We start from the raw sequence: 11225 nt of genomic DNA, 5'->3' as shown, positions 1-11225 counted from the left end.
CCGTCAAAGTGGGGCGTTACTACGCTATTGCCACCTCACGCCCGCAACGACAACGGCGGCACGAAACTCTCCAATTCATCCTCCACTGCCTCGATGATGCGCTCAACATCAGCCGCGTTCATCACCGTAGCGCACGGAATCCCCGCGATAGCGATCAACGTCTCACCGCTGGCCCGGTCGAACAGGCGGACGATCATGCTGCCGGGGGCGTCCATGCTGCCCTCGAAGCCCATCGGGTGAAAATGCCAGCGCATCAGCTGGCAGGCGTTGGGGAATGTCACTTTGTTCATGTTGCCCACCTTGTTCATTGAGCGCTTCCTTTAGCTCGCGGCAGGGGCCAGGACCTTCACTGGTCATGACAGATAAGGACTTAAAAATAGCATTCGTTCGCAACTGCAAGGTGACTTTTTTGGGCCCGTTCAGCGGTTCTTTCGCCTAATTTTGATATGGATCATGTCCTACAGAGGAATAGGCAAAAGGCCATTAGTCAGGCGCTCGATTTGACTCTTGAAGAGGCGGGTAAACTTCGGCAGTCTCAAGTATTTTTCCCGCGATAGAGCCCGATATGCCCGACATCGCTCCAGACGATGAGTATCAGAATTCCCACGCTACCGGCGCGCTGGTGCTGCGCCATCACTTGTGCTGGCGCCATCGCGATCTGGACGGAGTGATGGCCTACTATCACCCCGAGATCCAGTACCACGATTTTTTCCAGAACCGTGTGGTGGGCTATGCCGAGTTGCGCGAGTACTTGCAGGCCAGCATGCCCCGTGAGGCAGACGAGGCGATTGAACACACCGATCGCATCCGCGCCGATGGCGATACGGCGTTTATCCAGTACCGCATTACCTTGCGTGGCGGCCAGGGCCTGGTGTCGTTTCGTACCAGTGAGGCCATTACGGTGCGCGACGGGTTGATCTGGCGGGTGAATGAATATGCGTCCCTGGTGCACGAGCAACCGACCCAGGCGCTGCGCCCGACGGTCAGCCGCCTGGGTCTGTCGCCCCAGCAGTTGGGTTATATGGCCAATGACCTGCAACAATATTTCGAGCGTCAGCAACCGTACCTGGACCCGGAGCTGGACCTGCAGCGGGTCGCCAAGGCCTGTGGCTACAGTCGCAACCAGATGTCCTACCTGCTGAACCAAGTGCTGGGGCAGAGCTTCTATCGCTACGTCAACCAGGCGCGACTTCAGCATTTGCTGGCCGCGCTGGACTGCGCCACACCACCCATCAAGGTGGATGATCTGGCCTTTGCCGCCGGTTTCAATTCACTTTCGGCGTTCTACAGCGCTTTTCGCCAGCACACCGGGCAATCGCCCAAGGCGTACCTCAAACAAATTTCTCTGCGTGCACGCGCGCAAGACAGCCCCTGACGCTGCGCTCTAGGATCGACCCTATCGAACCGAGGTAGGGGAACCTGGCATGCCGGCATGGCGCAGTATCAGTTTATGGATGGACCAACTGGACGACCCGCTGGTGGCGCGGCCGTCGCTGGAGCACGACCTGGACGTCAATGTGGCGATCATCGGCGCCGGCTACACCGGCCTGTGGACCGCCTATTACCTGAAGCGCCAGGCCCCCGAGCTGAAAATTGCAATCATCGAGGCGCAAACGGCCGGTTTCGGCGCATCCGGGCGCAATGGTGGCTGGTTGATGGGCAACCTCTTGGGAGAAGACCGTCTTCTGGCGGGGCTTGCCCCCAATCAGCGTCGCGCTTCGTTTGATCTTTTGCATGGCATTCCCGATGAAGTGGCCCAGGTGCTGGCGCGCGAAGGCATTGACTGCGATTACCGCAAAGGTGGCGCCTTGTATTGCGCCGCACGCTACCCCGAACAGGAAGGCAGCCTGCGCCGCTATCTGGACAAGCTGTACGCCCAAGGCCTCACCGAAGCGGACTACCGCTGGCTCAGCCCGCAGCAATTGGCCGAGCAGGTCCGCATTGCCAAGCCTTATGGCGGCATCTATGCCCCCCACGTCGCGACCATCCACCCGGCGAAACTGGTGCGTGGCCTGGCGTGGGCCGTTGAGAACCTGGGTGTAGCCATCTACGAGAACAGCCCCGTGACCCATTGGCAGTCCGGCAGCCTGCGCACCGCCAAGGCCAGCGTGCGCGCCGCCTGGGTGGTGCCTGCTGTCGAGGGTTACGCCAATACCTTGCCGCCGTTGGGCCGCTATCAGTTACCGGTGCAGAGTTTGATCGTTGCCACCGAACCGCTGTCGGCCAGCACCTGGGCAGACATCGGGCTCAGCCAAGGCCAGGCCTTTGGCGAGAGCAGCCGTCAAGTTACCTACGGCCAGCGTACGGCCGACAATCGCCTGGTGTTCGGCGCCCGTGGCGGTTATCAATTTGCCGGCAAGTTGCGGCACAACTTCGACCTGACCGACAGCGAAGTGGAGTTGCGTCGCTACCTGTTTGGCGAACTCTTCCCACAGCTGAAAAAGGCCAGGATTACCCACTCCTGGGGCGGCAACCTCGGCATGTCGCGCCGTTTTCGACCGCACATGCTCTGTGACCACAGCACCGGCGTCGCACTGTCCGGCGGCTATGGCGGGGAGGGCGTGGGGGCCACCAACCTCGGCGGCCGCACCCTGGCCGATTTGATCCTGGGTCGCGACACCTTGCTGACCCAACAACCCTGGGTGATTCGCGAGGGCGGCCTCAAAGCACTAAAGGCCTGGGAGCCCGAGCCGTGCCGCTGGCTGGGCTACAACGCGATCATTCGCAGTTTTGTTCATGAAGATCAGGTCTTGGCCAACCCCAACACTGCGCCCTGGCGTCGCAAGCTGGCGACCGGCATTGCCAGTTTCATGGAAGGTTTAATGCACTAAGTCGTTCCACCCACAGGGGAAAACCCATGAGCATCACCCAATTCAAAGACACGCTGAACACCCCTCTGCCGGATTCATCACCGGTGGCGGCGCCCCTGGGCGAGCCCATCGCCGTGGCCTCCACGCTGAGCGTGGAGCGCAACGACGGCGTCGAGACCGGTATCTGGGCCTGTACGCCGGGGCGCTGGCGTCGGCAGATCACGTCCCAGGAGTTCTGCCATTTCATCCAAGGGCGCTGCACCTTCACGCCTGATAACGGGGAAACCCTGCACATACAAGCCGGTGACGCACTGATGTTGCCAGCCAATAGCACCGGTATCTGGGATATCCAGGAGACCGTGCGCAAGACCTATGTCCTGATTCTGTAACGCTTTGATCCTTGATCGCCTGCCATAAAAAGCCCTAAAACCGCCAGGAAATCGAACCATGAAAGCCATTGCCCTGTTGCCCTTGATGTTGGTGGCCTCTATCAGCCAGGCCGCTGAGACTGTGAAGATCTATAACTGGTCGGACTACATCGCACCGGACACCACCAAAAATTTCCAGCAAGACACCGGCATCGGTTTCACCTACGACGTGTACGACAGCAACGAAACCCTCGACGGCAAGCTGATGACCGGTAAATCAGGCTACGACGTGGTATTCCCCTCCAACCATTTCATGGCTCGGCAGATCCAGGGCGGCGCCCTGAAAAAGCTAGACAAGAGCCAGTTGCCCAACTGGAAAAACCTCAACCCGGTGCTGCTCAAGGCCCTGGAAAATAACGACCCTGGCAATGCCCACGGCTTCCCGTACCTGTGGGGCAGCACCGGTATCGGCTACAACATCGACAAGGTCAAGGCGGTACTCGGCGACAATGCCCCGGTGGACTCCTGGGACTTGATCTTCAAACCGGAAAACATGGCCAAGCTGCAAAAATGCGGCGTCGCCATCCTCGATAACGGCCCCGAACTGCTGCCTGCCGCGCTGAATTACCTGGGCTTGCCGCACCACAGCAAAAAAGCCGAGGACTACAAAAAGGCCGAAGCCCTGCTGATGAAAGTGCGACCTTACGTGGCGTATTTCCATTCTTCGAAATACACCGCCGACCTGGCCAATGGCGATATCTGTGTAGCCGTCGGTTTCTCCGGCGATATCCTGCAGGCCGAAAGCCGCGCCAAGGAAGCCAAGAACGGCGTGAATATCGGCTACAACATTCCCAAGGAAGGCGCAGCGATCTGGTTCGACATGGTGGCCATGCCCGTCGACGCACCGAATGAGAAAGCCGGCTATGCGTTCATGAACTACCTGCTGCGCCCCGACGTGATGGCGAGTATCACCAACTACGTGCACTACGCTAACGGCAACGCGGCGGCCGACAGCCTGGTAGACCCGGCGATCAAGGCCGATACAAAGGTGTATCCAAGCGCGGAAATGATGGGCAAGTTATTTGCACTGGAGGCCATGCCGTTGAATATCGACCGGGTGCGTACTCGGGTTTGGAACACCATTCGCACAGGGCGATAATTCACACCTTTCGTGTGCTGGCATGGAGTGTTTTTTAATAGTGCGGACTTTATTAAGGTGTCCGCATAATTAAACTGCCATACCAGCATACTGCCATTGAAATAAATGCTCGCAACAGGGAGCTCTTTCGGGATTGTTAAGTCACTATAAAGTTGATAGGGCGAATGAACGGTTGCGAGATATGTACAGTGTCAATTTCTTGAAATGATGTGTTAAAGATAATGGCTGGGAGATGAGGGGGGAATGTGAGAGCGTTGCGTACTGAAATATGCGTAGTACTTCAACATAAAACTGACTAAAGGGTTATAAATATGACGACATACGCCCCCCTTCCTATCGGTGGAACCTGGACCTCACCGGTCTCTCATACTCCCGTATTACGGGGCGAAAACCGTGCTGAACGGCTTGTCGCCGTCCCCGGCGAAGCGTCTGTGCTTATCGGGCGGGGCGGCGCTGACCATTTATGGGGAGCGTGGGGTGCAAATACCTTCAAGTATGAAAAGCTCTCCGACTCCTCTCGCACTAACGAAGATGTTATCTTTAATTTTGATCCTGGGGAGGACAAGATTGACGTATCAAAACTGCTAAGTAAGTACAAGGTGAAGGAAGTCAGAATTCGGAATGAGCCGCCCGAGAAAATAGGTGATGTACAGATCATACATAGCCCCTTTGGCGACAGTAGACTCACAATCAAAGTGCGCCCCCATGGGCCAGACTTCTCTGTTCGTATTGATGCCATGAAATTGTTGCCTGAGCATATCGATTTCTTCAGTCGTCGTTAAAGTCTTGGTTGATGCCGGGTCGATCAGGTAAGCCATACCGCTGAGTATCGATCACGTGGGTGCTCGGGTAGGGAATGCCATCCGAACGAGGGATGATTAGCTGGCGGTCACATTTATAAGCCGCTGGCTTGAAGTATAAGCCAGCAGCCCTGGCGCCCAGATGATAAATGCGCTATTGGCGGTGACCTTAATAAATAATAACGTCATATTTAAGACATTTAATGTCAAGTATTTCGAGTGGAAAGTGTTATTGCCTGCGTGAGAAATTTCGATCCGCAGCGCGTAACACTTTCACATACACTCATTATCTGACAGGTGACTTATATGTCCTCAATACAAAGCCTTCCCACTGGCGGCACGTGGACCCAACCGGAAAACAGCCCGCCGACCTTGCGTGGTACAGACCAGCGTGAGCGCCTGGAAGCCAAGCGCGGCGAGCCCTCGGTGCTCGTCGGCGGCGGTGGTGCCGACCAGTTGGTGGGGCGCCAAGGTGAGAATACATTCAAATATGAAAAAAGCACCGACTCCCTTGGCGATGACCCAGACACTATCTTGAATTTCAACCCAAAGGAGGATGAGATCGATGTGTCCGGAGTTTTAAAAGAAAACAACATCTCAGCCATTAATATCCAAACAGGCCCGCCCGTGGACGTGGGTGATGTGCAACTGACCCACGAATTTGGCGTAAGCACCTTGAATATCAAGGTTAACCCTGAAGGGCCGAACTTTTCTGTGCGAGTGGACGGGGTAAATCTCTTGCCGGAGCATATTAATTTCTTTCAGTAGGATTAAGCCTATGGGTTCTCCAAGTCATGGCCCAACGACTGAATGAATAACGAAAACAACTCGGGCTGCGACGAGATGTCCAGCTTGGCGTACAAATGCCTGCGGTGCACTTTTACCGTGTCCGGCGAGATCTTCAGGCGTTCGGCCATGGCCTTGGAGGAGAACCCACGCAACACCAGGCGGGCGATTTCCAGCTCGCGGTCCGACAGCACACCGCTGCCGAAATGACTCAGCGCATCGCGAATCTGGCTGTCCATCGCCGGCGCCCGCTGGGTGCTTTGCTGCCAATGCTGCTGCATGAGCGGCAACACCCAGGCCGACAGCGTGGTCAACAGCCCGGTTTCTTCAAAGCTGAAGCGCCGCTGCATGCCCAGTGACAACGACAATGTGCCGGCGCCAGGCAATTGCAGGATCAACTGCACCTCGTCTTCCAGCACGTTGTCGTGGAAGTAATTGAGGAAGTACTCACTCTGGCGGAAATGATCCGGCGCCACTTCCTCCAGGCGGTATACGCCGCTGGCATAGTGCTCGCGGCAGGCTTGGTAGAACGGGTCGAGCAGGTACAGGCCGTTGAGGTACACCAGCATCGATGCCGGTTTGCTGCTGGGTTGGGCGTCGTACTCTTCCAATGCCTGGGGCGGGCCATCCAGCGGGTAGAAAATCGCCAGGGCATTATCGAAGGGCAGGCATTGGTGCAACAACAGCACCAGTTGCTTCCAGAACCGCTCGGTGCCGATCTGAGACAAGGTGCGGCCCAACCCCGCATGCATACCCACTTCCCGGAACAGGCTCATCCAACCATCCCCACCCTAAAATGATCGGCCAAGGGTTAGGCTTCTGGCGAGCACCGTCAAGGGGAGTACGCCAATAGGGGAATTGGCCGACAGGCCCGTCAGCCGATAACGTCGCCACTACTCAACGGGAAGCATATCCCGAGCAAATATCATTTTTCGTTTCTGCCTCACACCAAAAACAACGACAGAGGATAACGATATGAGTGCTACCCCCGCGCCCGATGGCGTGCTCAAGCCCACCCTGAGCGTCTTTGATGTAGTAGCCATTACCGTTTCAGCGGTAACGCCGGCCAGTTCCGTCTTTGTGATCGCCCCGTTTGCCATCCAGCAGGCGGGCAGTGGCGTGTTCCTGGCGTTTGTGATGGCGGCGCTACTCGCGTTGATGTTCGCCTTCTGCTACGCCGAACTCGGCCGCGCCCATAACAGCGCCGGCGGCGAGTATGTGTATGCCAAGCGCGTATTTGGCGGCATGGCTGGTTACGCCACCTTCCTGACGGTGCTGGTGATGTTGTTGTTTATCCCGCCGGTATTGGCCACCGGTGCGGCGACTTATCTGAATAACGCCCTGGGCACCAAGTTCGACGCGCAAACGGTCGCCCTGGTGATCGTGGTGTGCAGCTACGCCCTGGGCATTCTCAATATCAAGCTCAACGCCTGGATTACCGGCACCTGCCTGCTGTTGGAAGTGGCAGCGTTGCTGGTGATCGTGGTGATCGGCTTCGGCAATCCGGTGCAGCCGGCCAGTGTGTTGTTGCAGCCGCAGATCGTCGAAAACGGCGTGTTGCACCTGGCGCCTTGGGCCTTGGTGATCGGCGCCGTCGGCATTGGCCTGTTCTCGTTCAACGGCTACGGCCCGGCGGTGTTGCTGGCTGAAGACATGAAGTGCGGCGGCAAGGGCGTGCACAAGGCGGTGCTCTGGTCCCTGGGGTTGGTGGTGGTCATCGAGTTGGTACCGATCACAGCGCTGTTGATTGGCGCGCCGTCCCTGAGCGAGATGATCAGCAGCCCCGACCCGATCGGCTACCTGTTGACCAGTCATGGCAATGAAACCTTGTCGCGGCTGGTGAGTGCCGGGATTTTCCTGTCGGTGTTCAACGCGATCGTCGCCATCGTGATCCAGATTGGCCGGGTGGTGTTCAGCAGCGGTCGCGATGCGCTGTGGACGCCGAGTATCAACAAGCTGTTCACGCGTATTCACCCGCGCTGGGACTCGCCGTGGCTGGCGACGCTGTTCCTGGCGATACCCTCGGCGCTGTTGAGCTTCAGCTCTAACCTGGCCGACCTGACCTCATTCAGCGTGCTGCTGATCATGCTGGTGTACCTGGTGGTGGCGCTGAGCGCGCTGATGAGCCGGGTGCTGCTGCGTGATCGCGAGCATCCCTATCGCATGCCGTTATGGCCGCTGCCGGCATTGCTGGCGGTGCTCGGTGCCGGTTACCTGCTGGTTACCTTGATCCTGGAGGCCTCGGTACGCGACATCATGATCATCATCGGCTTGCTGGCCCTGTCGGTGATTTTGTATTGCATCAGTGGCCGGTTGAGTCCGGCGTTTCAGAAACTGTAAGGAGTGGGTATGCGTGCACGTCAATTGGGCATTACGTTGGGGTTGGGCATGCCCGGCGAATTGAATGCCATCACCGATGTTCCCGGGGTTCGCGTCGGCCATGCCACGCTCAAGGCGCAGGTCGACGGCAAGCAGGTGCGTACCGGCGTTACGCTGATCCAGCCGCGTGCCGGGGAAGCGCGGCATCAACCGTGTTTTGCCGGCTACCACGTGCTCAACGGCAATGGTGACGCCACGGGGCTTGAATGGATCAGCGAGGCGGGGCTGTTGACCACGCCGATGGCGATCACCAACACTCACAGTATCGGGGTGGTACGCGACAGCCTGATCGCCCTGGAGCGCGAGCGGCTGGCGGACCCGGCGGTGTACTGGTGTATGCCGGTGGTCATGGAAACCTACGATGGCCTGCTCAACGATATCTGGGGCCAGCACGTGCGCCCAGAGCATGTGCGCCAGGCCCTGGACCAGGCGGAAAGCGGCTCGGTTCAGGAAGGCGCGGTGGGCGGTGGCACCGGCATGATTTGTCATGAGTTCAAGGGCGGCATCGGCACCGCGTCACGGCGGTTGCCAGCGGAGCAGGGCGGCTGGACCGTCGGCGTACTGGTGCAGGCCAACCATGGCAAGCGCCAGGAGCTGCGGGTCGATGGCTACCCGGTGGGCCGTCACTTGATGGACATTGCTTCGCCCTTTGCCGAGCAAGGTACCCCCGGCATGGGCTCCATCGTGGTGATCATCGCCACGGACGCCCCCTTGCTGCCCCACCAGTGCCAGCGCCTGGCACAGCGTGCGTCCATCGGCATCGCGCGCACCGGTGGAGGCACCGAGGATTCCAGTGGTGACCTGTTCCTGGCCTTTGCCACCGGTAACCAGGATTTGCCACCGGCCGACTATGGGCGCAAGGACCTGCCGCTCAGCACCGGCTTGCAGATGGTCAACAATGATCATATTTCGCCGCTGTTCAGCGCGGCGGCAGAGGCGGTGGAGGAGGCGATCATCAACGCCATTCTGGCGGGTGAAGACATGACCACCCAGGACGGCGTCAAGGTGCCGGGCCTGGCTGGCGAAACCCTCTTGGCAGCCCTGCAACAGTGTGGCTGGAGTATGTCCCGGTAATGGGGGGCAGCGCACTTTAATAGTGCGAATAGTGGCTCTTTAATGTTGCTAATGACACCGTGACAATATATTGGATCCATTAATCAAGTCGGCCGCTCACTTAGAGTGGCTTTACTTGTATTTAATATTTAAATAGTGGTGAGCGCCGATTCGGCCACACAAACGCAACGGCCCCCAATAAACACTGCGTGGGACTTCTGCAACTTGAACCTGCGTCACAATTGTGCGATGGAAATAGATGTAGACGAAAGATTTCAAGTTGTGTCAGTTTTCTTACGCCTTCAAAAGAGGTGAGTGATAGGACTATCCTCGCCCGCGAGGTTCCTATCGAACAAAGACTGATGCACTTGCAAACAAGGAAGTACGTTTATGTCAAAAGTAAAAGACAAAGCTATTGTATCTGCCGCGCAAGCCAGCACTGCTTACTCGCAAATCGATAGCTTCAGCCATTTGTATGACCGTGGCGGTAACCTCACAGTCAATGGCAAACCGTCCTACACCGTGGACCAGGCAGCGACCCAGCTGCTGCGGGATGGTGCTGCGTACCGGGACTTTGATGGCAACGGCAAGATCGATCTGACCTACACCTTCCTCACCTCGGCTACCCAGAGCACCATGAACAAACATGGCATCTCGGGGTTCAGCCAGTTCAACACCCAGCAGAAAGCACAGGCCGCACTGGCCATGCAATCCTGGGCGGATGTTGCCAACGTGACCTTTACCGAAAAGGCTTCCGGCGGTGACGGCCACATGACGTTCGGCAACTACAGCAGTGGCCAGGACGGCGCCGCGGCCTTCGCTTACCTGCCCGGTACCGGTGCAGGCTACGACGGCACCTCGTGGTACCTGACAAACAACAGCTACACGCCGAACAAGACCCCGGACCTGAACAACTATGGCCGGCAGACCCTGACCCACGAAATCGGCCACACCCTGGGCCTGGCTCACCCTGGCGACTACAACGCCGGGAACGGCAACCCGACCTATAACGACGCAACCTATGGACAGGACACGCGTGGTTATAGCCTCATGAGTTACTGGAGCGAGAGCAACACCAACCAGAACTTCAGCAAAGGCGGCGTCGAAGCTTACGCTTCCGGCCCGCTGATCGACGACATTGCCGCGATCCAGAAGCTCTACGGTGCCAACCTCAGCACCCGCGCCACGGACACCACCTACGGGTTCAACTCCAACACCGGGCGTGATTTCCTCAGCGCCACGTCCAACGCCGACAAGCTGGTGTTCTCGGTATGGGACGGTGGCGGCAACGACACCCTGGACTTTTCCGGTTTCACCCAGAACCAGAAGATCAACCTCACGGCCACCTCGTTCTCTGATGTGGGCGGCCTGGTGGGCAACGTGTCCATCGCCAAGGGCGTCACCATCGAGAACGCATTCGGCGGCGCGGGCAACGACCTGATTATTGGTAACCAAGTTGCCAACACCATCAAGGGCGGGGCCGGCAACGACCTCATCTACGGCGGCGGCGGTGCGGACCAACTGTGGGGCGGCGCGGGCAGCGATACATTCGTGTACGGTGCCAGTTCCGACTCCAAGCCAGGGGCTGCGGATAAGATCTTCGACTTCACGTCCGGTTCGGACAAGATCGACCTGTCTGGTATCACCAAGGGTGCGGGCGTGACCTTCGTCAACGCCTTTACCGGGCATGCCGGCGATGCTGTACTGAGCTATGCCTCGGGTACCAACCTGGGCACCTTGGCCGTGGACTTTTCCGGGCACGGCGTGGCGGATTTCCTCGTCACCACCGTTGGCCAGGCGGCTGCCAGTGACATCGTAGCCTGATGTAAAGCGCGCGGCGCTTCGGCGCCGCGCTCCTGGCTGGAGTTGG

Annotated in this window: 11 protein-coding genes; 9 read left to right on the top strand and 2 right to left on the bottom strand. The window is 58.3% G+C overall.

Going from position 1 to position 11225, the window contains the following annotated elements; all coding sequences use genetic code 11:
* Nucleotides 1–35: 35 nt before the first annotated feature.
* Complete coding sequence (locus tag E1K68_RS14810; protein ID WP_034135599.1) at nucleotides 36–308, bottom strand: DUF1652 domain-containing protein; 273 nt, start codon at nucleotides 306–308, stop codon at nucleotides 36–38.
* 257 nt (nucleotides 309–565) lie between these two features.
* Between E1K68_RS14810 and E1K68_RS14805 the strand changes: the two genes are divergently transcribed.
* The 6 genes from E1K68_RS14805 (at nucleotide 566) to E1K68_RS14780 (ending at nucleotide 5905) form a co-directional block, all read left to right on the top strand.
* Nucleotides 566–1375: a helix-turn-helix domain-containing protein gene (locus E1K68_RS14805; RefSeq protein ID WP_034135600.1), complete on the top strand. Its 810-nt coding sequence runs from the start codon at nucleotides 566–568 to the stop codon at nucleotides 1373–1375.
* Nucleotides 1376–1424: 49 nt separating this feature from the next.
* Nucleotides 1425–2831: an FAD-binding oxidoreductase gene (locus tag E1K68_RS14800; protein ID WP_169856849.1), complete on the top strand. Its 1407-nt coding sequence runs from the start codon at nucleotides 1425–1427 to the stop codon at nucleotides 2829–2831.
* Between the two features lie 26 nt (nucleotides 2832–2857).
* Nucleotides 2858–3199, top strand: coding sequence for a cupin domain-containing protein (locus E1K68_RS14795; RefSeq protein WP_003191142.1), 342 nt, complete (start codon nucleotides 2858–2860; stop codon nucleotides 3197–3199).
* Nucleotides 3200–3257: 58 nt separating this feature from the next.
* Nucleotides 3258–4337 (top strand): polyamine ABC transporter substrate-binding protein, encoded by a 1080-nt coding sequence (locus E1K68_RS14790; RefSeq protein WP_034135602.1) that lies wholly within the window; start codon nucleotides 3258–3260, stop codon nucleotides 4335–4337.
* A gap of 311 nt (nucleotides 4338–4648) precedes the next feature.
* On the top strand, nucleotides 4649–5119 hold the full coding sequence (locus E1K68_RS14785) for a M10 family metallopeptidase C-terminal domain-containing protein (RefSeq protein WP_082628760.1): 471 nt from the start codon (nucleotides 4649–4651) through the stop codon (nucleotides 5117–5119).
* A gap of 324 nt (nucleotides 5120–5443) precedes the next feature.
* The gene (locus E1K68_RS14780; protein ID WP_003191145.1) at nucleotides 5444–5905 is read left to right on the top strand and encodes a M10 family metallopeptidase C-terminal domain-containing protein; all 462 of its coding nucleotides are present in this window, start codon (nucleotides 5444–5446) and stop codon (nucleotides 5903–5905) included.
* A gap of 8 nt (nucleotides 5906–5913) precedes the next feature.
* Here E1K68_RS14780 and E1K68_RS14775 read toward each other — a convergent pair whose 3' ends face one another.
* Complete coding sequence (locus E1K68_RS14775; protein ID WP_003191146.1) at nucleotides 5914–6699, bottom strand: helix-turn-helix transcriptional regulator; 786 nt, start codon at nucleotides 6697–6699, stop codon at nucleotides 5914–5916.
* Nucleotides 6700–6898: 199 nt separating this feature from the next.
* On the opposite strand from E1K68_RS14775, the gene E1K68_RS14770 reads away from it, so the two are divergent.
* The 3 genes from E1K68_RS14770 (at nucleotide 6899) to E1K68_RS14760 (ending at nucleotide 11179) form a co-directional block, all read left to right on the top strand.
* The gene (locus E1K68_RS14770; RefSeq protein ID WP_003191147.1) at nucleotides 6899–8263 is read left to right on the top strand and encodes an APC family permease; all 1365 of its coding nucleotides are present in this window, start codon (nucleotides 6899–6901) and stop codon (nucleotides 8261–8263) included.
* 9 nt (nucleotides 8264–8272) lie between these two features.
* Entirely contained in the window at nucleotides 8273–9376 is a 1104-nt protein-coding gene (locus E1K68_RS14765) for a P1 family peptidase (RefSeq protein WP_094774831.1), read from the top strand.
* A 369-nt stretch (nucleotides 9377–9745) separates the two neighbouring features.
* The gene (locus E1K68_RS14760; RefSeq protein ID WP_003191149.1) at nucleotides 9746–11179 is read left to right on the top strand and encodes a serralysin family metalloprotease; all 1434 of its coding nucleotides are present in this window, start codon (nucleotides 9746–9748) and stop codon (nucleotides 11177–11179) included.
* The last annotated feature ends 46 nt before the right edge of the window (nucleotides 11180–11225 follow it).

This window comes from Pseudomonas sp. B2021 (assembly GCF_018135665.1).
In the GTDB taxonomy this organism is placed as follows: Bacteria; Pseudomonadota; Gammaproteobacteria; order Pseudomonadales; family Pseudomonadaceae; genus Aquipseudomonas; species Aquipseudomonas lactis.
The sequence above is the reverse complement of the archived record's forward strand: the minus strand, read 5'-3'. Positions and strand labels throughout refer to the sequence as shown.

What these genes read in the sequence shown, in the direction of transcription:
- E1K68_RS14775 (WP_003191146.1), bottom strand. Translation starts at nt 6,699, where the DNA reads ATGAGCCTGTTCCGGGAAGTGGGTATGCATGCGGGGTTGGGCCGCACC.
- E1K68_RS14765 (WP_094774831.1), top strand. Translation starts at nt 8,273, where the DNA reads ATGCGTGCACGTCAATTGGGCATTACGTTGGGGTTGGGCATGCCCGGC.
- E1K68_RS14810 (WP_034135599.1), bottom strand. Translation starts at nt 308, where the DNA reads ATGAACAAGGTGGGCAACATGAACAAAGTGACATTCCCCAACGCCTGC.
- E1K68_RS14760 (WP_003191149.1), top strand. Translation starts at nt 9,746, where the DNA reads ATGTCAAAAGTAAAAGACAAAGCTATTGTATCTGCCGCGCAAGCCAGC.
- E1K68_RS14790 (WP_034135602.1), top strand. Translation starts at nt 3,258, where the DNA reads ATGAAAGCCATTGCCCTGTTGCCCTTGATGTTGGTGGCCTCTATCAGC.
- E1K68_RS14780 (WP_003191145.1), top strand. Translation starts at nt 5,444, where the DNA reads ATGTCCTCAATACAAAGCCTTCCCACTGGCGGCACGTGGACCCAACCG.
- E1K68_RS14800 (WP_169856849.1), top strand. Translation starts at nt 1,425, where the DNA reads ATGCCGGCATGGCGCAGTATCAGTTTATGGATGGACCAACTGGACGAC.
- E1K68_RS14805 (WP_034135600.1), top strand. Translation starts at nt 566, where the DNA reads ATGCCCGACATCGCTCCAGACGATGAGTATCAGAATTCCCACGCTACC.
- E1K68_RS14770 (WP_003191147.1), top strand. Translation starts at nt 6,899, where the DNA reads ATGAGTGCTACCCCCGCGCCCGATGGCGTGCTCAAGCCCACCCTGAGC.
- E1K68_RS14785 (WP_082628760.1), top strand. Translation starts at nt 4,649, where the DNA reads ATGACGACATACGCCCCCCTTCCTATCGGTGGAACCTGGACCTCACCG.
- E1K68_RS14795 (WP_003191142.1), top strand. Translation starts at nt 2,858, where the DNA reads ATGAGCATCACCCAATTCAAAGACACGCTGAACACCCCTCTGCCGGAT.